Origin of the sequence: uncultured Maricaulis sp. (assembly GCF_905480005.1) — a bacterium.
In the GTDB taxonomy this organism is placed as follows: Bacteria; Pseudomonadota; Alphaproteobacteria; order Caulobacterales; family Maricaulaceae; genus Maricaulis.
The window spans coordinates 38,847-61,809 of sequence record NZ_CAJQOO010000008.1; the positions used below are offsets into that span (position 1 = coordinate 38,847).

Genomic DNA, 22,963 nt, shown 5'->3' on the forward strand with positions numbered 1-22,963 from the left:
GCTCCGATTGCTGACGCGAAACTGGTTGAGCCGACCATAGTCCGATTTGCCGGAGTGTAAGCCCGCCGGAGATACTTAAAGCAGGATAGAAATTCCGACCTCTCATACCACGCGAACGAAAACTCTAATGAGATGACACATCCAATAGCCTCCAGAAACGATTGAAATAGTTCTGTTATGGTGAATTGCGGGAGGGTGGAGCTTTGGCGCATGGCCCGGTTGTATCGCATCAAAATCGCGCATAATAAATATTATGAGAAATAAAATGTGGCCAGATCACGAAGCCGCAGGACCGGCATTGCGCATCAATCGCGGATAAAAACAGCCCCGTTTCGGGATTCGATTGTGAGGCCGTCATGCGCTGGACGAATCCCGGCCGGCAATCGTGCGGCAAGCGCGGCGTGATCGAGCGTGATGTGGAGATTGGTCAGGACCGCCTGCGGGACGCCGATCCGTTTGATCGCGGAAAGCGCATCATCGACATTGAAATGTGTCGGGTGCGGTTCATCGCGCAAGGCATCGACGACCCAGCACTGGATACCATCAAGGATCGCAGCACTGTCATCGGGCAAAGCGTTGATGTCGGCCGAGTAAGCCAGGTCGCCAACCCGGAAGCCCAATGAGCGAATCCGACCATGTTCCTGGTCAAAAGGTATGATCGCAACCGCGCCGCCCGGGCCGTCGATTGTAACGGTCTCGCCGCAAGCCGGCATCGGTTTGAGGTCGAGGATGGGTGGATATCCCGAGCCCGGCGGTGCCTGGAAGGTGTAGCTGAAGCGGTTGGTGAGACTGTCAGCGGTCGGCTTGTCCATCCAGACCGGAATTCTCTGGCGCTGGAGATAGGCAAAGGCGCGCAGATCATCGATTCCATGCGTCTGGTCTGCATGATCATGGGTCATCACCACGCCATCGACCCGCCGGACGCCGGCAGACAGCATCTGTTCGCGGAAATCCGGTGAGGTATCGATGACAATCCGCGTGACCGCCTCTCCGTCCGCCAGCGCGGCTTCGGTGGCAGCCTGCTCGATCAGGGCTGCGCAGCGACGGCGGCGATTGCGCGGATTGTCCGGATCGCAATCACCCCAATCACCATTGGCCCGCGGCACGCCGCCTGACGAACCGGTTCCCAGCAGGGTCAAACGGGTAACGCCCGTCATGGTCTCGGGACCCGGTCAAACAGACGGAAAAAATTCTCGGTGGTGCGCTGTTCGCACACCTCGTCGGTCCAGCCCTTAACCTGGGCCAGGCCATGGGCGACATCCGGCAGGAAGGCCGGTTCGCAACGCCTGCCGCGGTGCGGGACCGGCGCGAGATAGGGACAATCGGTCTCGACGATCACCCGGTCATCGGCGACCTCATCGCGAAACACAGCGCGAACATCCTCGGCCTTCTTGAAGGTGATGATGCCGGACGCTGCGAAATAGGCGCCGAGTTTGGAGGCCCGATGGGCTAGTTCAGTCCCGCCGGTATAGCAGTGCAGCAAGGGGCGAAAGGCCCCCTTCCCCATTTCGTCTTCCAGCAGGTCCGCCATCGCCCGATCGGCTTCGCGGGTGTGGAGAATGAGCGGAAGATCGGTTCGGCGCGCGGCATCGATATGGGCTGTCAGGGACTGGAATTGCTCTTCCCTGGGTGAATATCCGTAATGGAAATCGAGCCCGGTCTCCCCGATTCCCACGACTTTGGGATGCCCTGCGATCTCGATCAGCTCGTCCGCGGTTATGTCCGGGCGATCCTTGGCATGGTGGGGATGCGCCCCGATCGTGCACCAGATATCCTCATGGGCTTCAGCAATCGCGGAAACGGCTTCAAAATCAGAGAGCTGGCAGCAAATCGTGATCATGCGGCCGACGCCAGCCGCGCGGGCGCGATCGATGACGGCATCGAGATCCTCGGCAAATTGCTCGCCGTGCAGATTGACGTGGCTGTCGATATACATGCTCAGGCGCCGGCCTTTTCCTTGCGCGCCACATTGCGGACCTGGCCGAGCGCGCTCAAGATGGTTTGTCTCGGGTCGAGATAGAGCGCGTTGGCATCGCGGACAAGCGCGTTGAGGTCTCGCCAACTGTCCAGCCAGGCTGTTGGGTCGCGACCGGCTTCAGCGCGTTCGCGGGCCTGGCCGCGAATGGCATTGGCAAGAACCTCGTAAAACAGGTCGCGCATCTCCTCCTGTCCTTTCAGGCTGAGACGTTCGGCAATCTTGCGAATATCGGCATCACTGGCGGTCGCGCCCCGGTCGACGAGGAGATTGACCTCGGCCGCCAGCGCCACGCCGCCGCCGGAAATCAGTGCCAGGGCTCGCCCCGGTGCGCCACCGGCAAGACGCGCTGCCGCAAGCGCTGCGCCGGCGTCCGGAGCCGCGCCTGTTTGCTCCAGCCAGCTGGCGGTCGTTTCGGCCGACGGTGCGCGCAGGCTCAAGCGACGGCAGCGAGAGCGGATCGTGGCCGGAAGCCGTCCCGGCGTATGGGTTACGAGAAACAGCACGCCACGATGCGGCGGCTCTTCCAGCGTTTTCAGCAAGGCGTTCGCGGCATTGTTATTCATGTCGTCAGCGCAATCCACGATACAGACGCGCCAGCCGCCGCCTCCGGAACTCATTTCGAAGAAATGCGGCGCACGTCGGGCTTCCTCGACCGTGATTTCGGCCCGCCAACGCTTGCGCTTGTCGTCCCAGGGGCGGCGCAGGAGCAGGAGATCCGGCGTGGCCTGGGACTCGATCAGTTTGCAGACCGGGTCCTGGGCGCTGGCGCCGAGCGGGCCCGCTTCCGGCATCGGCCGGGCGCCCAGCACACGCCGCGCTGCCCGCCAGGCGAGACTCGCTTTGCCGACGCCGCGTGGTCCGGTGATCATCCAGGCATGGTGCAGCCGCCCGCTCTCCCAGGCCGAGGCAAATGCCTGTTCTGCCGCGTCATGCCCGAACAAATCATAGCGCTCGCGCGGTGGCAGACAGCCCGGCTGAACGTCAGACCCGATATCGGGATCCGTGCTCATGCCGTTGCGAACAAACGGGTACGCACGGCGGCCAGGGCCGCGGTCAGGACGGCCTCGGACGGCTGGCTGCCATCGAGAACAACACAGCGCTCCGGCTCTTCCTCGGCAATATCCAGGAAGGCCTGGCGCAGGCGCTCGTGATACTCGGCGTCGAATTTCTCGAAGCGGGTGATCTTCTCGCCGCGCTTGATGGTGCGCTCAAGACCGATCGCCGGCTCAAGGTCGACGATCAGCGTCAGGTCAGCATGGAAATCGTTGAGCGCGAAATGCTGGAGTTCGGCCAGGTCCGCAGCTCCCAGACCACCGCCAACACCCTGATAGGCGCGTGTGGAATCGGCGAAACGGTCGCACAAGACCCAGGCGCCGCGATTCAGGGCCGGCTTGATGCAGCGTTCGACATGATCAACCCTGGCGGCATACATCAACAGCGCTTCGGTACGGGAGGACCAGCGCTCGACATCTCCATTCAGAAGCAGGTCTCGCAGGAGTTCTGCGCCGGGCGTTCCCCCGGGTTCGCGGGTCACAAGCGTAACAATGCCGAGATCGGCCAATGCGTGGGTCAGACCGCGAATGAGCGTGGTCTTGCCTGCGCCCTCACCGCCTTCCAGCGTGATGAATTTTCCCCTGGTCATGCGTCTCAGCCCCGCAGCATGTGGGCAATCGCCGCACCAATCCGTCCCATCAGACCCTTCTCGGACACACTCTCGGCGGCCAGGAGGTCGTATTCGCGAGCCTCATAGTCCGGGGCCTCGACGATCAATGTGCCGACCACATCACCTTCCTGGATCGGCGCAACCAGCGGTCCGTCATAACTGACCGTAACAGTCAGGTCGCGACGCGCACGACGGTGCAGGCCGGCGGTGACATCATCGGCGACCCGCAAGCTGACCGTGTCGCTGTCCCCCATGAAGACTTCGGCCCGGTGATCGACATCATCGCCGGCGGCAAAGAGGTGATAGAGACTATAATCGCTGAGCGCAGCGCGCATCATCCGCTCGGCTTCCGTCGCACGCGCCGCGTTCGAACCCATGCCATTGAAGACGATGATGCGGCGTTCGCCATCCCGTTCGGCTGACCCCACAAGGCCATAGCCGCTCTCCTCGGTGTGGCCGGTCTTGAGGCCATCGGCGCCGGAAAACACGCCCAGGAGCGGGTTGCGATTATACTGGCGGATACCGTTATAGGTGAATTCGCGCTCGGCCCAGATCCCGTAATACTCGGGATGGTCCTCGATCAGGATGCGCGCCAGCCGCGCCAGATCAATGGCACTGATACGATGGTCGGGATCCGGCCAGCCGGTGGCATTGGCGAAGCTCGCGGAGGTCAGACCGAGCTCGTGGGCGCGGTCGGTCATCATGTCGGCGAAGGCCGCTTCCGTCCCGCCAATGGCTTCCGCCAGAACAATGCAGGCATCATTGCCGGACTGGATGATCACGCCACGCAGCAAATCCTCGACGCGAGCACGCGAATTGACCTCCAGGAACATGGTCGAGGAGCCGGAGGCGGCGCCACCTGTGCGCCAGGCATGCTCGGAAACCGGCAATTCATCATCCAGAGACAAGGAGCCGGCCTCAAGTGCTTCAACCACCATCAGCACAGTCATCATCTTGCTCATGGATGCGGGCGGCATCGCCTCATCGCCATTGAGGGCGTAGAGGATTTCCCCGGTCTCCACATCCAGGATGGCCGCATGACTGGCCTCGGTCTGGTAAGTGTTCTGCGCCTGGAGGGGCGCCGTGATCACAAGCGAGAAGAAGAAGGCTAAAGCTGAAAATGCGCGCACGTCGAGACGCTCCCTGGCCGGAATCGGTAGTGGTTCGAGGCGAAGAAAGCATTGAAGCGCGGCAAGACGATGACGTCCAGCGTCGCGGTCACGACCGGGGCAGTCTTTCTGCTCAGTTCGTGGTCACGATGCGGGCGTCATAGACGCCCCAGTCCGCGAGCGTGCCCCGGGCCGCGTGGGCAGAATTGCGATCCGCCCATCGGCCGACGAAGACACGCCAGACACGACCGGCCTGGGAGGCACCGGGTTCAACCCAGACATCCCCGGCCCCGTCCAGGCGCCGTGCGAAATCCTGGGCATTGCCCTGATCGGAAAAGGCGCCAACCTGCAGGGAAAACTGCCCGCCCGGGCCGGAGCCTGGCTGCCATGCGGGCGTCGGTTCAATCGTTGCCGGCTCAGCGACCGCGACCCGGGCCGGCTGAGGCCGGACGGCGGGCGTTGGCGCCGCATTGGCCTGATAGACCCGCTCCGGCGGAGCGCCATGCTCGTGGGCCGGACCGAGATAACGGACCCGCACATGGGCCAGCCCCGCGCCGATGTAATCGAGTTCGGTCGCTGCCGCGCGGCTGAGATCGATCACTCGATTGGCCACAAAGGGACCGCGATCATTGATCCGCACGATGACGGAGCGGCCATTCTCGAGATTGGTGACCTCGGCGATCGAAGGAATCGGCAAGGTCGTGTGGGCCGCGGTCATCATATGTTGGTCAAAGACCTCACCATTGGCGGTCGGACGGCCGTGAAAATTCGGGCCATACCACGAGGCAATACCAGTTTCGTCATAATTATCATCCCGTTGAGGGCGATATGTCCGGCCGCCCACCGTGTAGGTTCTGCCAACTTTCTGGTGCTCGCTGGACGCGGCAATCAAGCCCCGTGCATCAACCGGACGCGCGGCACGCGTGGAATCGCCCGAGGCCGGCGCCCAGCCTCCCGAACGGCTCGGCGCAGGTCCGCTGCCGGAATAATGGCGCATCTGATCCGGGGTCGAGGAACAGGCCGCAACCAGGCTCAAAGCCAGTCCTGCCAGTAAAAGTCGCCAGTTCTGCACGCCGTTTCCACTCCTGTCCGGCCCCCCGACCTTCACCCTGTTTAGCGCAGAATGGTGAAAGGAGGGTAAGCTGCAAGTAGACAGTTGCGCAGACCGGTCATTGCCCGCTAAGTGAAGCGGACGGAGGGGTGGCAGAGTGGTCGATTGCGGCGGTCTTGAAAACCGTTGAGCCGCGAGGTTCCGGGGGTTCGAATCCCTCCCCCTCCGCCACCGGATCAAAGATTTCCAAATAAATTTCAATCTTTTGCCCTCTTAGAAAGAGTATCTACCCCATCAATTACCCCAACTTGGCGCGTTGCAGGTAACAACGGACAGGTTGCCCCTCCTCCCTAAATTCCGGCTAGGCGACACACCCCCCGAGGATCTGCTTGCCGGTTTCCAAGTTCTTTTTACAGAGGGTCGAAAAACAATCTTCGCCACGCTCCTGCAACCGCGTGCTCAGCGTCTCTGCCGTCATGCCGAATATGTTGCAGATCTCGTCTTGGGTACACTGGATCTTGACCATGCCGACAAGGCGGTCGAAGTCCTCGTCCGAAAGCTCTTTGCGCGGTCGCCCGCCCTTGTTCTTCGTGATGTCCGCCTCGCGATTCTGGAAGGAGCCTTGCCCCGTTCCACTAGACTTGCGCGTCTAGCGTGCGTACCCCTTGGCTATTGATCCATCAGGGGAACAAAATGAGATTGTTGATTGTGTGCGGCGCAGGCTTGGCACTTGCCGGGTGTGATATGGGCAGTCAGTCTGTAAACCTTGAGGGCTGCGCTCTGGACTCGCCAGGCGGGGCGCTTGAGCGCGTAGCCACGTCTGACCTAAGGCTTGAGGACGGGGCAATCACTGCCGTTGACGACGAAGGCCGGGAAACCCGCCATATATCCTACGGGGCCGGCGTTCTGGTGTGCGTTAAAACTCCCGAGGACTAGGCGTCGTCTCGACGGTTTGTGTCCGTGCCGTTGTCGAACTCGACTTCCAGATGAGCCGTGCCGTCTGCCTCGATCCACGCCGCAGCACCAATAGCACCGGGCGGCGGGCTCTATCGCTATCCGATCCCCTGACCGTCTGGTCTGTTAGCTCTGCTTGACCGAATGGGCTCTGCGACTCCGGCATATATACAATAGAACAAACAGGCGGCTCAGAGCGGATCCTCGCCAGAATCGGAGCGCCTTTAACCTATTAATACCTAAAGTATTTTTTGGGCTGACTCGGCGATTTGTACCCGAGGGCAGTTCAATTCGTCGGGCGTTCTGTGCCAAATTTCCGGGCGGCGAATTTAAGCGGCGGGATCCATCGCTCGTAGCGCCAAGCCTCTGCCGGCCTGTAAGGCGTCGGGAACTGGGACAGGGAGTATACGCCAGCGCCACAGCCAGACGCGGAATCCTGACAAAACCAGCCGACACGATCCAGTTCCGATAGAACTCGATAAGCGGTCACGCGACCGCAACCGGCCCGACTGACAACCGCTTTGGCGTCCAGCTTCCAAAGGTTCTCCCCGTCGTCATCATGCCTTGCGAGGGTGTCCACAAGCAACTTGGTCGCGGGAGGGCTGAGCAATCTCCATGCGGGCAGTGCCAGCCAATGCTCCGGGATTCGGCCGAACGGCATTCTCGAATATGGCGGAGCGAGGTGTCGGCCTGCTGGATAGGTCACAAGCTCGATCATACGGGTCCGGGCGCATCTTGGCCCTCGCAGACCGCCCTGACGATGTAGCGAGAGAAACCCAAGCCGCCTTAAGGTGTCTACGGACTTTGCAGCTGTATCGGAGTGCGCATTCACAACCCTGGCCGCATTGGCGTCGGTGAATGGGATCGTGCCCGGCGCCCCCGGCCGCCACCGTGCCAGCAGATGGACTAGCAACCTGACGGAGCGGCCGTCTAGGGCCTTCCACGCATCAGTTTTGAGCCAATGCCGGTAAACCCGGGCATGGGGGAGGTTTGGTGTCTGGCGCATGGCGAAATTGCGCTGGGGCAACGCTCAGTCGTATCGCACTCGGGATAGGCCACGCTTCGCGCGCGCGTGCGTACTGCTCCGAAAACGTCGCCCCAGCGATCCGGCTATCTAATCAGGCCGGTCGAACGCGCTTGATGCTCCGCATTGGAAACGGCTTCAAGCAGGGCGGGAAGGTGCTGCACTGAAAGCGTTAGCCCTTTCCTCGTGGGCTTCCAGCTTCCGTCTCCGGCCGCGTAGTAGGTTCGGGCTGAAAAAACCGGCGTGCCTTGGTAGATGTCCAGATGGACCCGCACACTTTCTTTTGCGTTCTTTGCCCAGTGCGCGATTTCTATCGGCAAGGCACAGCTACCGTTATTCGTCATTGGCGGCCTCGCAAGCTGCGTCGCGAACCACATGAACCTCAGCGTCGAGAATATACCGACCAACCCATGAACCATCAGAAGTGTGCTCCCGGCGCGTTACTATCGGGACGCCCAAAACTCGCAGACCTCGAATGTATTCGCTGGTCCGGCGCGCCCAACGGTAAACGGACGCCTCCCCGCTCGTGAAGCCACGCGCGCCGTGCAATATTAGAAGGCGCATAGTTTCCGCCGCACGTCCTCCGGGAATCGAAACCGGATCGCCATCCGGGAGCACCCGGATCGTGATTCCGGGTTTTACATTGCGCGCGGTGTGGCTATGTTCGTGAAGCGAGAGGGTTGTCAATTCTATCGTATCGGCCCGGGTTGGCGTTGCACCGCCACTCGGGCCATTTTCGTTACTGATGGTCATTAGTCGTGCCTTTCGTATTGGAGAGGTTGTCGAGAAGATTGGTGACTGCATCGCAGCGGATCAGCCGACGCGATCCAATCTTGAGCGAGGCCAGCTCGCCTTTCTGCATGAGCCGATAAACGGTCGCACGGCTTACGCCCAACTGGGACGCCGCAGCGACAACCGAGAACGCGGCGGGTTCAGACTTCACTTCCATGAGCACTCCTTTTGATACGCCCTGGCCTCCGCTGACGATTCAGCGGGCTTGCAGATACAAGGGATAGGCAAACGCGCGCGAAGCCAACCCAAAAGACTCAGGCCAAACGCATAGACCGGCACACCCATCAACGCCGATTCTTCCGGCACCATTTACGCCCTGAATTTGAATGGAAATTTCGACCAACAGACGTCTGGATATTTGAATCCATGCTACAGCTTTTTGACGGCCACGTTCCGGTTTTGTTCAAATATGCGCGCAACTGGACCCTCGATATTGCAGAAATCACAAATCGGCGAGCGTCGTTGCGATGGGATCGGGGGGTTATGGCGTAGCCCGATTGCCCGATTGGGACATTGGAATCACGTTCGAGTCACCGCTTCCGGTCAGGTATGCCCGCCAATGATCGACTAGGTGTCTCCGCCGGTCCAGCGCATCGCCGCGCCGATAGGCACGCTCGGTTTTGCTTCCCACGACGTGCGCCAGCGATATCTCGATGATTTCCCGGGAGTGCTTGGTCTCTTCAAACGCCCAGTCTCGAAAGGCCGACCGGAAACCATGAACAGTCGCCTTGGTATTGGGCACGGCCATTCGGCGCAGGACGGCGCTCAGGCTCGAATTTGAAAGCGGCCTACCCCTTTGCCCCGGAAAAACCAGATCTCCATCAGCGCCCCCTGATAGCGGCCGAATGACATTTAGAATTTCAAGGGCAGAGGTGCTGAGCGGGACGCGGTGAGGCTTACCGGTTTTCATGCGCTCGCCCGGGATGGACCAGACCTCCTTCTCAAAGTCTATTTCCTGCCAAGTCGCCCCCCTCACTTCTCCAGATCGCGCAGCGGTCAAAATCAGGAATGCCAAGGCCATCGCGGAGACGCCTTCCCGCTTCTTTAGGGCGTCGAAAAACTCTGGCACTTCTGCATAGGGCATGGCGGTAAAATGTGCGGTGTCTGGCCTGCTCGATTTGTCGAGGCGATGCTCAAGCCCGCCCTTCCAACGCGCCGGATTTGGTCCGGTGATAAATCCGAGCGCCAAGGCCCTATCCATAACGCGTTCGATCCGCCCACGCGTGCGTCTGGCGGTTTCGGGCTTCGTGGTCCAGATCGGCCGCAGCGTGTCTGCAACGTCCTCAATGGTGATGTCATCAACCCGCTTCTTTCCAAGGGCGCCGGCCACCTTGAGAAGCGTAGTGCGCCATTGTTGGCGGTGTTTCGAGTTCTTCCAGTCATCCTCATTGAGCGATAGAAAATCCTCCGCCAGCTTTTCAAATGTCGGGCGGGCGCGGAGCGCATTTCGAGCCGCAATAGGATCGACCTCGTTTTGAACCTGCGTGCGTGCGGCTTCTGCTTTCGTGCGGGCATCGCTTAAGCCAAGGCCGCCCCTATTGAGTTCGGACGCCCGCCCAAGTCCCATTTCCCGGGTTCGGCCATTCCAGCGGTAGAGGAGCACCCATCGGCGAGACGCGCCTGGCCCAACAACCAAGTACAAACCGCTCCCGTCGCTATGCCTGCCCGGTTTGGCATCCTCCCGAAGGAGCGCGGAGAATTGGCCGCTCGATATCTTGTGTTTTGGTCGGCTCGCCATCTTCTACCCCAAAAAATACCCTAAATTGTTGGTGAGATATTGGGGCACAAACGGAGACAGGTCTAGACACGAAACACCAGTCTGGACAGGGATTTTCGCCCCATCAGTACCGCCTGATACAGTAGAGTATGACGGTGGCGCGGCCTCCCCCTCCGCCATCAGTCTTCCGGATCACACATACTTCAGAGCCCCGGCGTCAGAGCCTCGGCTTCAGGGCCCCCGGGCTGGCTGGCGCCACCAGTTCGAACAAGTCTGGCAGACCTGACCGTATCTCCCGCAATCTCCTAATCCTGCTCAAGCGAGGGTCACGTCATCCCGCTATTTCATCACGAAAGCGTGGAAGGGGCAGACGTCCGTGAAAATTGCCCTAGGTTCTGTCCAGAGAAGGCACGGATATCGACACATGTTCATTCCCAAACAGCGCCCCTGGCAAAGTCCCGAAGCCGATGTGACCCCCAAGGGACTCTATCTCAACCGCCGCAAGATCATCGCCTCGGGCGGCGCGCTTGCCCTCACCGGCTTGAGTGCCTGCGAGGCGCAATCGGATCAGGACAGCGCCGCGTCGATGCCAACGGGATCGAGGCCAGCGAGTGGCGAACTCGCGCATCGCACGACAGACTATCAGGTCGCCGACCCTCTGACGCCTTATCCCGCTGTGACCGGCTATAATAATTTCTATGAATTCGGCATCGGCAAGGACGATCCGGCTCGCTATGCCAGCGCTCTTACAACTGACCCCTGGTCGATCGAAGTCGAAGGCCATGCGGCCCGGACAGGCCGGTTTGCGCTGGAAGATGTGGTCGATTTCTCCAACCTGGAAGAACGCATTTACCGTCTGCGGTGTGTCGAGGCCTGGTCGATGGTCATCCCGTGGATCGGCGTCTCGCTCGCATCCGTCCTGGCGAGCTTCGAGCCGACATCCGATGCCCGCTATGTGCAGTTTGTGACGGATCTGGACCGCGACGAGATGCGCGGCACCCGCTTCCCGGTGCTGAACTGGCCGTATGTTGAGGGATTGCGCATGGATGAGGCGATGAATGAGCTCGCCTTTCTCGCAGTCGGCCTCTATGGCGAGGTCCTGCCGAACCAGAACGGTGCCCCGATCCGCCTCGTCGTGCCGTGGAAATATGGCTACAAATCGATCAAGTCGATCGTAAAAATACGCTTTGTTTCCGAGGAACCCGAGACCAGCTGGAACCGCTCGGCCCCGCACGAGTACGGCTTCTACTCCAACGTCAATCCGAACCGCGCGCATCCCCGCTGGAGCCAGCGTTCGGAGCGGGTGATTGGCGGCAATGTCTTCGCGCGCCGGGATACCGAGATGTTCAATGGCTATTCCGAGCAGGTCGCGCACATGTATGCCGGCATGGATCTGATCGAAAACCACTAGCCGGCATCGAGCTCCAACCCATGGCCCGCAATCCGCTGCTGCGCACCGTCAGCCGTCATTTCCTGAAGCCGCTCACCTTCTGGCTCCTCGCCCTGCCGGGGCTCTGGCTCGGCTGGCAGTGGGCGATGCTGCTCAATGGACAGGCGCATGGACTTGGCTTCAATCCGATCGAGACCACGCATCGCTTTCTCGGCGACACCGCGATCCGGGTCCTGCTGATCTCATTGGCGGTGACGCCTGTCCGGGACCTGACCAAATGGGGGCCGATCATGATGGTCCGCAGGCGGATCGGTCTGGCGGCCTTCTGGTACGCCCTGCTGCACATCCTCGCCTATCTCGGGCTCGACCTCTTCATCGAGGCGGGCACAGTGACCGGCGCCCTAGCCGGCTTGTGGCGGGATGTCACCGACCGGATCTACATCACGCTGGGCATGAGCGCCTTTGTTCTGCTCATTCCGCTGGCGATCACCTCATTCAACCGGATGCAGCGCTGGCTGGGCGCGCGCCGCTGGCAGGGCCTTCATCGTATCGTCTACCCATTGGCAATCCTGGCTGTCCTCCATCATGGCTTCATGGTGAAAGGCTTCCAGCTTGCCCCCTGGATTCATGGCGCCATCCTCGCCGCGCTGTTGGCCTATCGGTTGGTCGGGATAAAGGCGCGGAAAACGCCACATCCAAGCGCCAGCAAGTCCTGACGCTTGATCACCAGCAAGATGACGCAGGACAGCCAGACCAGGCAGGCCGCGACGAAAAGGCCGCCGCCATCGGCATTGGGATCAATGCCCAACGGTGTGAAGAGATGGAAGCTTATCGCCCCGCTCATGATTGCGAGTCCGAGTGCGCTGCCGGCGACCTGAAAACGCCGGAAAGCAGGTATAAATCCGATCAATAGCAATGCGGAAGCAAGGAGTTCTGCTGATCCGATCACGTATTGGCTAAAGAGACCGCTATGGTCAAACAGGCCCGCCGCGCCAAAACTGGCCGCCCAGCCATCAAGCCTGCCAAAGATTTCCTGTGTCTCCGGTGCGTCCGTGAACTTGTATCGCAGGGAGTCGAGAAAGATTGCCGAGACAAAGAGCGGCAGTCCGAAGCGGATGATGCGCGATAGCCAGATCATCATGATGTGTATCTCCCGAGCTGACGCCCCGGGGCGTCATTCAACAATCCTCGACGCAGGTGCGCCATCGATTGGCCGTGCGATATGGTCTATCAGCTTCACACGCGAGTCACCCTTTAGCGATCAATGCGGAGCGCCTCATGCCACTTCACATCACCGACGCCTTCGACAGCGGCAATATCGCGGTTCTGGACGCAGCCGATCCGGGACGGGTCCGGCTGGAGATTCGCCGGGACAAGGACTCCGACTTCTATCAATGGTTCCATTTCCGGGTAACCGGCGCGATGGGCGAACAGCTCACCATGGCCATCGAGAATGCCGGCGGTGCAGCCTATCTGGAAGGCTGGCCCGGCTATCTGGCCTGCGCCTCTTATGACCGTGAGACCTGGTTCCGGATCGACACCGACTATGCCGAGGGCGTCCTCACCCTCCACCATATCCCCGAAACTGACACAGTCTGGTTTGCCTATTTCGCGCCCTTCTCCATGGAGCGTCATCAGGACCTGATCGCCTGGGCCCAGCTGCATCACGCTGTCGAACTGGAAGTCATTGGCGAGACGCTGGACGGCCAGAGCATGGACTTGCTGACGGTTGGCGAGGCCGACAGCGCGACGCGGACGATCTGGGTCACGGCGCGCCAGCACCCCGGCGAGACCATGGCGGAGTGGTGGATGGAGGGTTTTCTCGGTCGGCTCCTCGATGATGATGATCCCGTCGCCCGCAAGCTGCGCGAACACGCCGTCTTCCATATCGTGCCCAACATGAATCCCGACGGCTCCAAACGGGGTCATCTGCGGACCAATGCCAAGGGCGTCAATCTGAACCGGGAATGGGACAAGGCCTCGCTGGAGAATTCGCCCGAGGTCTTCCACGTCCTCAATCGCATGCGCGAGACCGGTATTGACCTGGCACTCGACGTCCATGGCGATGAGGCCCTGCCCTATAATTTCATCGCCGGCGGCGAAGGCGCGCCGAATTTCGATACACGCGGCCAGGAATTGCTGGACAGCTACAAGGACGCGCTCTGCCTCGCCAGCCCGGATTTCCAGACCGAGCATGGCTATGATGTTGATGCGCCGGGCACGGCGAACCTGTCTGTCTGCACCAACTACCTCGCCAATGAATTCAAATGCCTGGCGATGACGCTGGAAATGCCCTTCAAGGACAATGCCGATCTGCCCGATCCGGAATTCGGCTGGTCGCCGGAGCGGTGCCGCAAGCTGGGCGCCGCCAATCTGGATGCCATGCTGGCCCTGGTTCGCGAGCTTTAGATCATGACCATCTATGTCGATGCCGATGCCTGCCCGGTGAAGGATGAAATCATCCGTGTCGGTGAGCGCCACCGATGCGAAATGCTCTTTGTCTGTGATGGTGGACTGAGACGTCCCAATTCGCCGTGGGCGCGCCTGGTGATCGTCGAAGGCAAGCTCGATGCCGCCGATGACTGGATTGCCGAGCATATCGGGCCGGGCGATGTCTTTGTCACAGCGGACATCCCGCTGGCCGACCGTTGCATCAAGGCCGGCGCGATCGGCATTGATCCGCGCGGCAAGCTGTGGACAGAGGACAATATCGGGGCCTCGCTGGCGACCCGAAACCTGATGACCGATCTACGGGAGACCGGCGCCATGACCTCTGGTGCCAGACCCTTTGGCCCGAAAGACCGCTCTGCCTTCCTTGACGGAATGGAACGTGTCATGCGCGCGGCGGCAGCCCGATAGCCGACAAAGCCCCGTTATGCGCACACATTTGCGTGGGAACGTCTTGACGTGCACGGCAAGGCCCTCAGGATAGCAAACGATAGCCAATCCTGCCTTGAGCGGCAGATGGGGAGAAATGATCATGAAACGATTGATGGCAGGCGTCGCATCCGGCGCCGTTTTGGCCGTACTGGCCGGTTGCAGCGCGCCGACAGACACGCCGGCCGCTGGCGATGATAGCCAGGCTGCGAATACACCCGGTGAGACAGCCGTGACAGTGGCCGATGCAGGCCGCTTTCTGACCGATGCGGAAAGCGAGCTGCGGGAGTTCAGCGAATTCGGCGCCCGCACGGCCTGGGTGCAGAATAACTTCATCACCTATGACACCAACTGGCTGCTCGAGCGCATGTCGACCCAGGGCACGGAAATGGCTGTGCGCCTGGCCACCGAGACCGCGCGCTATAATGAGCTCGACCTGTCGACCGAGATGGCGCGCAAGATGAACGTCCTGCGGGCCGGCATCACCCTGCCCGCCCCGTCGGACAGCGCCGCTGCCGCCCGTCTGTCCGAACTGACAACGCGCATGGGCTCGGCCTATTCCACCGGCCTGATGGAGATCGACGGCGAGATGGTCGATCACAATGAGCTGGAAAACATCATGCGGACCAGCCGTGACCCTGAATTCCTGTCGCACGTCTGGGCTGGCTGGCGGGACAGCTATGCACCCGACCAGATGGCGACGGATTATGCCGAAATGGTTGATATCGCCAATGCCGGCGCCCGCGATCTGGGCTTCTCCGACCTCGCGGAAATGTGGCTCTCGAACTACGACATGCCGGCCGCCGAGATGGAAGCGGAAGTCGAGCGTCTCTGGGGACAGGTCGAACCGCTTTACGAGCAGCTTCACTGCTATGTCCGTGACGATCTCAGCGAGCTTTATGGCGAAGACGTCCAGTCGGCCGACGGCCCGATCCGGGCTGACCTGCTTGGTAATATGTGGGCCCAGTCCTGGGCGGCGCTCAGCGATGTCGCCTCGGTCAGCGATGCGGGTCCGGCCTATGACCTGACCCAGCTACTGGTCGATGCCGAATATGATCCCATCCGGATGACGGAAACCGCTGAGACCTTCTTCACGTCACTGGGGATGGCAGAGCTTCCGGACACGTTCTGGGACCGCTCCTTGATCACCCAGCCGCGCGATCGCCAGGTCGCCTGTCACGCCTCGGCCTGGAATCTGGACAGCGAGGAAGATCTCCGCATCAAGATGTGCACACGCGTGAATGCGGACGATTTCGTCACCGTGCACCACGAGCTGGGACACAATTTCTATCAACGTGCCTATAATGATCAGGACTTCCTGTTCCAGGGCGGTGCCCATGACGGTTTCCACGAAGCCATTGGTGATTTCATCGCCCTGTCGGTGACGCCGGATTATCTGGTTCAGATCGGTCTGCTTGAGGCCGCTGATGTCCCTGACGCTTCCGCCGATCTCGGCCTGCTGATGGATACGGCGCTCGACAAGATCGCCTTCCTGCCCTTCGCGGTGATGATGGATCAGTGGCGCTGGCGTGTGCTGCGCGGCGAGATCCAGCCGGAAAACTACAATGAAGCCTGGTGGGAATTGCGCGAAAGCTATCAGGGTATTGTCCCGCCGGTGGATCGTGGCGCCAATGCCTTCGACCCGGGGTCAAAATACCATATCGCGAATAACGTGCCCTATCTGCGCTACTTCCTGAGCTTCATCATGCAGTTCCAGTTCCACGAAGCGGCTTGTGAGATGGCTGGCTGGGAAGGGCCTCTGCACCGTTGCTCGATCTACGGCAATGAAGAAGTCGGCGCGCGCTTCAACGCAATGATGGAAATGGGCGCCAGCCAGCCCTGGCCGGACGCGCTGGAGGCCTTTACCGGTACCCGCGAGATGGATGGCTCTGCCATCATCGCCTACTTCCAGCCTCTGATGACGCATCTGGAAGAGCAGAACGCCACACGCGATTGCGGCTGGTAAGCGACTTCAATCGACACGCTGAAAAGGCGGCTCCTCCCGGGGCCGCCTTTTTGCGTGGGCTATCCGCCGAGGAAGACGCGTTCGATGCTCCACCACAGCGCCATCAGCGCAATCAGCCCGGAGGCGATCCGGACCAGCCATGGATACCAGGCGGCGTCGGCAAACCGGTGCAATGCCAGCCAGCACGCGGCGATGATTGTCAGTTGCCCGGCTTCGACTCCGACATTGAAGCTCAACAGCGAGGGCAGGATCTGGTCCTGCGGCAGGCCGTAATCGGTGAGGACACCGGCGAAGCCCAGACCATGGAAGAGACCGAAGCCGAAAACGATCGCCGGGCGCCAGCGAGGCATGTCCTTGAAGACCAGATTCTCGATCGCCACAAAGGCGATGGACAGGGCAATGATCGGCTCGACAATTGCGGCATCGAGACTGACATAACCGAGGACGGCAAGGCCCAGCGTGATCGTGTGCGCGAGGGTGAAGGCCGATATCTGCCAGATCAGCGGCCTGATGCGTGTCGAGGCAAAGAAGAGCGCGAGCACAAAAAGGATATGGTCCAGTCCGCGCGGCAGGATGTGGATATAGCCCTGCTGCAGATAGAGCCCGATGACATCCCACACTGTCTGTTCGCTTGCGGCTTCCATCGCCACCTCCCCGGAAGTTCCGCGGCAAGCTAGGCAAGCCCCGGGCCGGCTTCAAGCGTCGCGCGCGGTTGCCAGTACGCCGACTTAACCCCTACACCTTCGACAACGACGACGGTGCCGGCGAGTCGCTCAGGCTTGCGGCCGGAGAACGGGGAGTATCGGTATGAGCGAGACGTTTTCGTCCCGGGTGGACGTGTCCGGCGAGGACATTCACTGGGACTTCAAGGACGAGATGTCCTATGGCGGCTATCTCGCGCTCGACACCCTGCTCGCCGCGCAAAAACCGTTGACCGATGAGCATGACGAAATGCTGTTCGTGGTCATCCATCATGTCGCCGAGCTCTGGATGAAACTCGTTCTCCACGAGACCGAAGCCGCAATGGGCGATCTGTGCCGTGATGATGCCGGTCCAGCGCTCAAGAAATTCGCCCGCGTCAGCCGTATCCAGGAGCAGTTGATCCAGGCCTGGGATGTTCTCGCGACCATGACCCCGGCCGATTATCTGGCCTTCCGGGACAAGCTCGGCGCATCATCCGGCTTCCAGTCCTTCCAGTATCGAACGCTGGAATACCGTCTCGGCAACAAGAATGCCGCCCTTGCCCGCGTCCATGCCAGCAATCCGCCCGCGCGCACGATGGTGGAAGGCGCCCTGAACGCGCCGAGCCTGTGGGATGAAACCCTGCGCTGGCTCAGCCGCAAGGGCTATGACATCCCCGCCGACAAGCTCGAGCGTGACTGGTCCGAGCCCTATGAGGCGAGCGAGGCGGTCGAAGACATCTGGCGCACGATCTACCGCGATAGCGACACCCATTGGGAGGCCTATGAGCTGGGCGAAAAACTCGTCGATCTCGAGCATAAATTCCAGCAATGGCGTTTCAACCACATGAAAACCGTCGAGCGGATTATCGGCTATCGCCGCGGAACGGGCGGGACGGGCGGCGTGTCCTACCTGGTAAAGGCGCTCGATCTCCGCTTCTTCCCGGAAATCTGGACCGTCCGGACCTCGCTCTGATCGCCATGGCCAAGCTCTGGGACATCTCTCAAACCCTGCGCGCCGGTTTGCCCGTCTGGCCCGGCGACACCGCATTCGCCTGCGATGAAGTCTGGACTATCGGGCCTGATTGCCCGGTCCGGGTCTCGCGCCTGACCTTGTCGACCCACAGCGGTGCCCATGCCGATGCGCCCAGCCATTATGACCCCGCCGGGGATGACATGGCGGCGGCGGACATCGCCCTCTATGTCGGGCCCTGCCGCCTGATCACGGCGCAAGGCAATAGCGCCCATGTCCGTCCGGAGGATATTGATTGGGCGATTATCGGCCCGGCGGAGCGCGTACTGATCCGCACCTATTCGCATTTCCCCCATGAGACATGGGACAGTCGGTTTCGGGCCATTCACGCGGACACGATCACGGCACTGGCTGCCGCCGGATGCCGGCTCGTCGGATTGGACTCGGCCTCGCTGGACCCCGAAACCTCCAAGACAATGGACGCTCACCATGCAGTGAAGCGACATGGCATGCGGATATTGGAAGGGCTCGTCTTCGACGACGTTCCGGACGGTGCCTATGAATTGATCGCCCTGCCCCTGAAGATTGCCGGCGCCGATGCCGCGCCGGTCCGGGCTGTGCTGAGAGAGCTGACATGAAAACACGCGACGATATCAAGGCCCTCGATGCCGCCGATCCCCTGACGGGCTTCAAATCCCGTTTCGACCTGCCCGATGGTGTCATCTATCTGGACGGTAATTCGCTCGGCGCGCGACCCGCCAGTGTCCCGGCTCGCATGGAACAGGTCCTGCAGCAGGAATGGGGCGAGGACCTGATCCGGTCCTGGAATACGCATGACTGGATCAATGCCCCGCGCCGGCTGGGTGCCAAGATTGCCAGACTGATCGGTGCAGACGCCGATGAAGTGCTGGCTGGCGAATCGACCTCCGTGAATATTTTCAAAGCCTTGTGCGCCTGTCTTCAACTTGCACCGCAGCGATCCGTCATCCTTTCGGAAACCGGAAATTTCCCGACAGACGCCTATATGATGGAGGGGCTGGCGACACTTTCGGGCGGCCGCATCCGGCAGCGCCTGGTCGAGACATCCGAGCTCGCCAACGCGCTCGATGACGAGGTCGCGGCATTGCTCCTGACGCACACGAATTACAAGTCGGGACGCCTTCACGACATGAAGGCATTGACCGGCCTGGCCCAGGCCAGGGGCATTCCGGTGATCTGGGATCTCAGCCATTCAGCCGGCGCCCTTCCCGTTGAACTCAATACCTGCGGTGCCGATTTTGCCGTTGGCTGCGGCTATAAATACCTCAATGGCGGCCCGGGTGCGCCAGCCTTTCTCTTCGTGGCCAAACGCCATCAGGAAACGGTGTCGCCCGTCCTCTCAGGATGGCTGGGCCATGCCCGCCCCTTTGCGTTCGAAGAGCATTATGCGCCGGCGCCGGGCATTGACCGCTTCCAGTGCGGAACGCCGGCCATTCTCGGCATGGCAGCGCTGGAGTGCGGCCTCGACATCATGCTGGAAGCCGACATGGACGCGATCCGGGCCAAGTCACAGGCCTTGGGCGATCTATTCATTGAGCAGGTCGAAGGCAGGCTGGACGGGTTCGAGCTGCGCAGCCCGCGTGACCCGGCGCAGCGCGGTTCGCAGGTCTCCTTCGCCCATCCGGACGGCTATCCGATCATGCAGGCCCTGATCGCGCGCGGCGTGATCGGTGACTTCCGCGCGCCGGATATTCTGCGCTTCGGGTTCACGCCGCTTTATGTGGGCTATGAGGATGTTGCCCGGGCTGTGGATCATCTGGTCGAGGTCATGACCGCGCAGGAGTGGCGAGAGCCCCGCTTCAACCAGCGAGCCGCGGTCACTTGAGCCCAGCCGAATTTCGCACTGGCGAAGGCCCGTCGAGCCTGTCACACAGGCGCTTCAACCGGCCTCGACTTGCCGATACTGTCCCACCAGCCCTGCCGCTTTGATCGCGGCCGCTTGAGCCCGAGGAGTTTTCCATGCGCCAGTTCTACGTCTTCATCAAATGCGAGCTCGGCCACACCTATGACGTTGCGGCCAAACTGGTCGACAATCTCGACGAGGCCCCCATGGTCCACTCCATCTCCGGCGCATTCGACCTGCTGGCCCGCTTCACGCTCCAGGACGAGGCCGATATCGGTCGTTTCGTGAATCAGAAGGTGCAGACCATCGCGGGCATCAAGGATACGCAGACCATCATCTGCTTCAACGCCTTCACGCGCGATCAGGGTCTGGGAGACGACTAGTCGAGCGTCAACGACGCGTCCCTACCTTCATCATCGCAACTCAGCGAGTACCGCCATGCATTTCGGTGTTTTCGACCTTTTCAAGATCGGCGTCGGCCCATCCAGCTCGCACACCGTCGGGCCGATGAAGGCCGGCAAGGTCTTCGTCGAGCGCGTGATGGCGGAAGAGGCGCAGCGCCCGATCGCACGCCTGCAGACCGAACTCTACGGATCCCTGGCCCTGACCGGGCTGGGCCATGGCACAGACACGGCCGTCCTCCTGGGACTGGAAGGCCATGATCCGGCGCGGATCAATCCGGACACCATCCCGGACCGACTTGCGCGCATCCGCTCCGAACACACACTCCGCCTCAGCGATGGTCGGCAGATTGCGTTCGAGGAGCGCAAGGATCTCGATTTCCGCGGTGATATCCGCCTTCCCTTCCATTCCAATGCGCTCAAATTCCGGGCTCTCGATGACGCCGGCGAGATCATCCGCGAGGAGATCTGGTATTCGATCGGCGGCGGCTTCGTGATCGACGAACACGAGGCGGGGCGCAATTCCGCCGCTGATGTGAAGGAAGGCGAACCCTATCCTTTCAACTCGGCCGCAGAACTGCTGGAGATCGGCGAGCGCACGGGCCTGTCCATCTATCGCATCATGCTGGCCAATGAACGGACATTCCTGCCCGACGACACGATCCGCGCGGGTATTGAAGGCCTATGGCGAGCCATGGAGGACTGCATTGACCGCGGCCTCAAGCAGGATGGCGTCCTGCCTGGCGGCCTCAATGTAAAGCGTCGCGCGCCCAAGATGAATCGCGACCTGATTGCCGAGCCGGTCGATCCCAAGACGGACCCGCTCGCCGCCATGGACTGGATCAATCTGTGGGCCATGGCCGTGAACGAGGAGAACGCCGCCGGTGGACGTGTGGTGACGGCCCCCACCAATGGCGCCGCCGGGATCATTCCGGCCGTCGCGCGCTATTTCGACAAATATCACCGGGACCAGGATGATGAGGAGGCGCTGCAGCGTTTCTTCCTGACCGCCGCGGCGATCGGGTCCCTTTACAAGAAAAACGCCTCCATCTCCGGGGCTGAAGCAGGGTGTCAGGGGGAAGTTGGCGTCGCCTGCTCCATGGCCGCTGCCGCGCTCGCGGCTGCCATGGGGGCGAATAACGCCCAGATCGAGGACGCGGCTGAGATCGGCATGGAGCACAATCTCGGCCTGACCTGCGACCCGGTCGGCGGTCTCGTGCAAATTCCCTGTATTGAACGCAATGCCATTGGCGCCATCAAGGCCATCGACGCCGCGCGCCTTGCGCTTAGAGCGACCTCATCGGACATGAAGGTTTCGCTCGATCAAGTTATTGAAACGATGCGCCAGACCGGTGTCGACATGCAGGAAAAGTACAAGGAAACGAGCCAGGGCGGACTGGCCGTGAACGTGGTCGCGTGTTGATCAGGCGTCCTCGCCGAGCTCGCTGACCGTGCGCCCCTCGGCCAGGGTTTCCGCGCCGGAGACCACGACCCGCTGGCCAATCTCCACCTCGCCATCGATCGCGATAAAGCCATCTGTCCGAACGCCGGGCACGACCGCAATCTGGTGTGCGACATCCTCTTCATCGACGACAAAGACGAAATTCCCGTTTGCCCGCAGGATAACCGCATCATATGGCGCGGCGAGTTGTGTCCGGGGTGTCTCGGTGGGCAAGGCGACCCGCGCCGCCGATCCGATGATCCAGTCGGAGCCCTCCAGATCAATGCGAACCTCAAAAGTGCGCGAAACGGCATCGCCGACCGGGATGATTGCGCGGATCGGCGCCCGCACTGACGTGCTGTCCGACAAGGACAGCGTGACATCCATCCCGACCTGGAGATACGGCGCAACAGCCACCGGGACCTGCGCCACGGCTTCCTTGTGCTCGATATCCACCAGGCGAGCGATATCACGCCCCGGCGCCGATAATTCACCGACCTGGATCAGGCGCTCTGCCACCCGTCCGGCGAAGGGCGCACGGATCTGTGTACGCTCCAGAGCCAGTTCGGCGCGATCGAGGGCTGAACGCGACTCGCGCGCATCCTGGACCGCAAGATCACGGGCCAGCTCGACCTCACGCAAGCGCGTGGCCGGCACTGTGCCGTTTTCTGCCAATTGTTGATAACGCGACGCCTCGGCATTCTGATAGCTCGCATTGGCTGCGGCGCGGGTATGGCGCGCGCGGGCGGATTCAAGCTCGATACGCGCCTGGCGATCATCCATCTGGGCGATCAATCCCCCCTCTCCGACTTCATCACCGGGCTCGGCAATGAAGGTGATCCGGCCGGACGCCTCCGCGGCGATCTGGGCATCATTGCGCGACATCACGCTCGCCGGTGTGTTGATCGTCCGCGACATGTCGAGCGAGACGACTTCCGAGGTTCGAACGACGGCCGGTGGCGGCGCCTGTTGCGCCAGAGCAGCCGGGCTGGCCAGGGCCAGGGTCAGCGGCGCGAGCGCCAGGGTGAGAGTACGAGCCAGCATGGTGTGTCTCCGCAGATCAGC

The 22,963-nt window shown here is 61.4% G+C and carries 22 protein-coding genes and 1 tRNA gene; 11 read left to right on the plus strand and 12 right to left on the minus strand.

The window, feature by feature from the left end; translation table 11 throughout:
- Positions 1 to 305: 305 nt before the first annotated feature.
- From QZ266_RS00960 to QZ266_RS00985, 6 genes are all read right to left on the minus strand, one after another.
- Positions 306 to 1,157, minus strand: coding sequence for an MBL fold metallo-hydrolase (locus tag QZ266_RS00960; protein WP_295690803.1), 852 nt, complete (start codon positions 1,155 to 1,157; stop codon positions 306 to 308).
- The gene (locus QZ266_RS00965; protein ID WP_295690805.1) at positions 1,154 to 1,936 is read right to left on the minus strand and encodes a TatD family hydrolase; all 783 of its coding nucleotides are present in this window, start codon (positions 1,934 to 1,936) and stop codon (positions 1,154 to 1,156) included. The genes QZ266_RS00960 and QZ266_RS00965 overlap by 4 nt, the downstream gene beginning before the upstream one ends.
- Positions 1,937 to 1,938: 2 nt before the next feature.
- Positions 1,939 to 2,988 carry a DNA polymerase III subunit delta' gene (locus QZ266_RS00970; protein ID WP_295690807.1) on the minus strand — a complete coding sequence of 350 codons (1,050 nt, stop codon included), beginning with the start codon at positions 2,986 to 2,988 and terminating at the stop codon, positions 1,939 to 1,941.
- Positions 2,985 to 3,620: a dTMP kinase gene (tmk, locus tag QZ266_RS00975; RefSeq protein WP_295690809.1), complete on the minus strand. Its 636-nt coding sequence runs from the start codon at positions 3,618 to 3,620 to the stop codon at positions 2,985 to 2,987. The genes QZ266_RS00970 and tmk overlap by 4 nt, the downstream gene beginning before the upstream one ends.
- A gap of 5 nt (positions 3,621 to 3,625) precedes the next feature.
- The gene (locus QZ266_RS00980) at positions 3,626 to 4,771 is read right to left on the minus strand and encodes a D-alanyl-D-alanine carboxypeptidase family protein (protein ID WP_295690812.1); all 1,146 of its coding nucleotides are present in this window, start codon (positions 4,769 to 4,771) and stop codon (positions 3,626 to 3,628) included.
- A gap of 112 nt (positions 4,772 to 4,883) precedes the next feature.
- A complete protein-coding gene (locus tag QZ266_RS00985; protein WP_295690813.1) occupies positions 4,884 to 5,822 on the minus strand; it encodes a septal ring lytic transglycosylase RlpA family protein in 939 nt (312 codons plus the stop codon).
- 122 nt (positions 5,823 to 5,944) lie between these two features.
- Here QZ266_RS00985 and QZ266_RS00990 point away from each other — a divergent pair.
- Positions 5,945 to 6,032: transfer RNA gene (locus tag QZ266_RS00990), tRNA-Ser, on the plus strand.
- 1,833 nt (positions 6,033 to 7,865) lie between these two features.
- Here QZ266_RS00990 and QZ266_RS15305 read toward each other — a convergent pair.
- From QZ266_RS15305 to QZ266_RS01000, 3 genes are all read right to left on the minus strand, one after another.
- A complete protein-coding gene (locus QZ266_RS15305; protein ID WP_367178192.1) occupies positions 7,866 to 8,198 on the minus strand; it encodes a transcriptional coactivator p15/PC4 family protein in 333 nt (110 codons plus the stop codon).
- A 320-nt stretch (positions 8,199 to 8,518) separates the two neighbouring features.
- Positions 8,519 to 8,728 carry a helix-turn-helix domain-containing protein gene (locus tag QZ266_RS00995; protein ID WP_295690814.1) on the minus strand — a complete coding sequence of 70 codons (210 nt, stop codon included), beginning with the start codon at positions 8,726 to 8,728 and terminating at the stop codon, positions 8,519 to 8,521.
- Between the two features lie 324 nt (positions 8,729 to 9,052).
- On the minus strand, positions 9,053 to 10,309 hold the full coding sequence (locus QZ266_RS01000; protein ID WP_295690817.1) for a site-specific integrase: 1,257 nt from the start codon (positions 10,307 to 10,309) through the stop codon (positions 9,053 to 9,055).
- 403 nt (positions 10,310 to 10,712) lie between these two features.
- Here QZ266_RS01000 and msrP point away from each other — a divergent pair, with 403 nt between their 5' ends.
- Positions 10,713 to 11,699 (plus strand): protein-methionine-sulfoxide reductase catalytic subunit MsrP, encoded by a 987-nt coding sequence (gene msrP, locus QZ266_RS01005; RefSeq protein WP_295690819.1) that lies wholly within the window; start codon positions 10,713 to 10,715, stop codon positions 11,697 to 11,699.
- Positions 11,700 to 11,719: 20 nt separating this feature from the next.
- Positions 11,720 to 12,394: a sulfite oxidase heme-binding subunit YedZ gene (locus tag QZ266_RS01010; RefSeq protein ID WP_295690820.1), complete on the plus strand. Its 675-nt coding sequence runs from the start codon at positions 11,720 to 11,722 to the stop codon at positions 12,392 to 12,394.
- On the opposite strand, the gene QZ266_RS01015 is transcribed toward QZ266_RS01010, so the two are convergent.
- Positions 12,334 to 12,819, minus strand: coding sequence for a hypothetical protein (locus tag QZ266_RS01015; RefSeq protein ID WP_295690821.1), 486 nt, complete (start codon positions 12,817 to 12,819; stop codon positions 12,334 to 12,336). The two genes, QZ266_RS01010 and QZ266_RS01015, sit on opposite strands and share 61 nt — an antisense overlap.
- A gap of 137 nt (positions 12,820 to 12,956) precedes the next feature.
- Here QZ266_RS01015 and QZ266_RS01020 point away from each other — a divergent pair, with 137 nt between their 5' ends.
- From QZ266_RS01020 to QZ266_RS01030, 3 genes are all read left to right on the plus strand, one after another.
- Positions 12,957 to 14,087, plus strand: coding sequence for a M14-type cytosolic carboxypeptidase (locus QZ266_RS01020; RefSeq protein WP_295690824.1), 1,131 nt, complete (start codon positions 12,957 to 12,959; stop codon positions 14,085 to 14,087).
- Positions 14,088 to 14,090: 3 nt separating this feature from the next.
- Positions 14,091 to 14,537 carry a YaiI/YqxD family protein gene (locus QZ266_RS01025; protein WP_295690826.1) on the plus strand — a complete coding sequence of 149 codons (447 nt, stop codon included), beginning with the start codon at positions 14,091 to 14,093 and terminating at the stop codon, positions 14,535 to 14,537.
- A gap of 121 nt (positions 14,538 to 14,658) precedes the next feature.
- Positions 14,659 to 16,521, plus strand: coding sequence for a M2 family metallopeptidase (locus QZ266_RS01030; RefSeq protein ID WP_295690828.1), 1,863 nt, complete (start codon positions 14,659 to 14,661; stop codon positions 16,519 to 16,521).
- Positions 16,522 to 16,580: 59 nt separating this feature from the next.
- On the opposite strand, the gene QZ266_RS01035 is transcribed toward QZ266_RS01030, so the two are convergent.
- Entirely contained in the window at positions 16,581 to 17,165 is a 585-nt protein-coding gene (locus QZ266_RS01035; RefSeq protein ID WP_295690831.1) for a HupE/UreJ family protein, read from the minus strand.
- A 163-nt stretch (positions 17,166 to 17,328) separates the two neighbouring features.
- Between QZ266_RS01035 and kynA the strand changes: the two genes are divergently transcribed.
- The 5 genes from kynA (at position 17,329) to QZ266_RS01060 (ending at position 21,880) form a co-directional block, all read left to right on the plus strand.
- Positions 17,329 to 18,177, plus strand: a complete 849-nt coding sequence (gene kynA, locus QZ266_RS01040; RefSeq protein WP_295690833.1) for a tryptophan 2,3-dioxygenase — start codon at positions 17,329 to 17,331, stop codon at positions 18,175 to 18,177.
- A gap of 5 nt (positions 18,178 to 18,182) precedes the next feature.
- On the plus strand, positions 18,183 to 18,812 hold the full coding sequence (gene kynB / locus QZ266_RS01045) for an arylformamidase (RefSeq protein ID WP_295690836.1): 630 nt from the start codon (positions 18,183 to 18,185) through the stop codon (positions 18,810 to 18,812).
- Positions 18,809 to 20,038 (plus strand): kynureninase, encoded by a 1,230-nt coding sequence (gene kynU, locus QZ266_RS01050; RefSeq protein ID WP_295690838.1) that lies wholly within the window; start codon positions 18,809 to 18,811, stop codon positions 20,036 to 20,038. The genes kynB and kynU overlap by 4 nt, the downstream gene beginning before the upstream one ends.
- Before the next feature lie 134 nt (positions 20,039 to 20,172).
- Positions 20,173 to 20,439: an Lrp/AsnC ligand binding domain-containing protein gene (locus tag QZ266_RS01055; RefSeq protein ID WP_295690839.1), complete on the plus strand. Its 267-nt coding sequence runs from the start codon at positions 20,173 to 20,175 to the stop codon at positions 20,437 to 20,439.
- A 55-nt stretch (positions 20,440 to 20,494) separates the two neighbouring features.
- The gene (locus tag QZ266_RS01060; RefSeq protein ID WP_295690841.1) at positions 20,495 to 21,880 is read left to right on the plus strand and encodes an L-serine ammonia-lyase; all 1,386 of its coding nucleotides are present in this window, start codon (positions 20,495 to 20,497) and stop codon (positions 21,878 to 21,880) included.
- Here QZ266_RS01060 and QZ266_RS01065 read toward each other — a convergent pair whose 3' ends face one another.
- Positions 21,881 to 22,942: an efflux RND transporter periplasmic adaptor subunit gene (locus QZ266_RS01065; RefSeq protein WP_295690843.1), complete on the minus strand. Its 1,062-nt coding sequence runs from the start codon at positions 22,940 to 22,942 to the stop codon at positions 21,881 to 21,883.
- Positions 22,943 to 22,963: the final 21 nt, after the last annotated feature.

Excerpts from the sequence above, each read along its gene's own strand:
- QZ266_RS00965 (WP_295690805.1), bottom strand. The coding sequence starts at position 1,936 with ATGTATATCGACAGCCACGTCAATCTGCACGGCGAGCAATTTGCCGAG.
- kynB (WP_295690836.1), top strand. The coding sequence starts at position 18,183 with ATGGCCAAGCTCTGGGACATCTCTCAAACCCTGCGCGCCGGTTTGCCC.
- QZ266_RS01025 (WP_295690826.1), top strand. The coding sequence starts at position 14,091 with ATGACCATCTATGTCGATGCCGATGCCTGCCCGGTGAAGGATGAAATC.
- QZ266_RS00970 (WP_295690807.1), bottom strand. The coding sequence starts at position 2,988 with ATGAGCACGGATCCCGATATCGGGTCTGACGTTCAGCCGGGCTGTCTG.
- QZ266_RS01020 (WP_295690824.1), top strand. The coding sequence starts at position 12,957 with ATGCCACTTCACATCACCGACGCCTTCGACAGCGGCAATATCGCGGTT.
- QZ266_RS00960 (WP_295690803.1), bottom strand. The coding sequence starts at position 1,157 with ATGACGGGCGTTACCCGTTTGACCCTGCTGGGAACCGGTTCGTCAGGC.
- QZ266_RS01010 (WP_295690820.1), top strand. The coding sequence starts at position 11,720 with ATGGCCCGCAATCCGCTGCTGCGCACCGTCAGCCGTCATTTCCTGAAG.
- QZ266_RS01060 (WP_295690841.1), top strand. The coding sequence starts at position 20,495 with ATGCATTTCGGTGTTTTCGACCTTTTCAAGATCGGCGTCGGCCCATCC.
- QZ266_RS01030 (WP_295690828.1), top strand. The coding sequence starts at position 14,659 with ATGAAACGATTGATGGCAGGCGTCGCATCCGGCGCCGTTTTGGCCGTA.
- kynA (WP_295690833.1), top strand. The coding sequence starts at position 17,329 with ATGAGCGAGACGTTTTCGTCCCGGGTGGACGTGTCCGGCGAGGACATT.
- tmk (WP_295690809.1), bottom strand. The coding sequence starts at position 3,620 with ATGACCAGGGGAAAATTCATCACGCTGGAAGGCGGTGAGGGCGCAGGC.
- QZ266_RS01000 (WP_295690817.1), bottom strand. The coding sequence starts at position 10,309 with ATGGCGAGCCGACCAAAACACAAGATATCGAGCGGCCAATTCTCCGCG.
- msrP (WP_295690819.1), top strand. The coding sequence starts at position 10,713 with ATGTTCATTCCCAAACAGCGCCCCTGGCAAAGTCCCGAAGCCGATGTG.
- QZ266_RS01015 (WP_295690821.1), bottom strand. The coding sequence starts at position 12,819 with ATGATGATCTGGCTATCGCGCATCATCCGCTTCGGACTGCCGCTCTTT.
- QZ266_RS00995 (WP_295690814.1), bottom strand. The coding sequence starts at position 8,728 with ATGGAAGTGAAGTCTGAACCCGCCGCGTTCTCGGTTGTCGCTGCGGCG.
- QZ266_RS01055 (WP_295690839.1), top strand. The coding sequence starts at position 20,173 with ATGCGCCAGTTCTACGTCTTCATCAAATGCGAGCTCGGCCACACCTAT.
- QZ266_RS01035 (WP_295690831.1), bottom strand. The coding sequence starts at position 17,165 with ATGGAAGCCGCAAGCGAACAGACAGTGTGGGATGTCATCGGGCTCTAT.
- QZ266_RS15305 (WP_367178192.1), bottom strand. The coding sequence starts at position 8,198 with ATGGTTCATGGGTTGGTCGGTATATTCTCGACGCTGAGGTTCATGTGG.
- kynU (WP_295690838.1), top strand. The coding sequence starts at position 18,809 with ATGAAAACACGCGACGATATCAAGGCCCTCGATGCCGCCGATCCCCTG.
- QZ266_RS01065 (WP_295690843.1), bottom strand. The coding sequence starts at position 22,942 with ATGCTGGCTCGTACTCTCACCCTGGCGCTCGCGCCGCTGACCCTGGCC.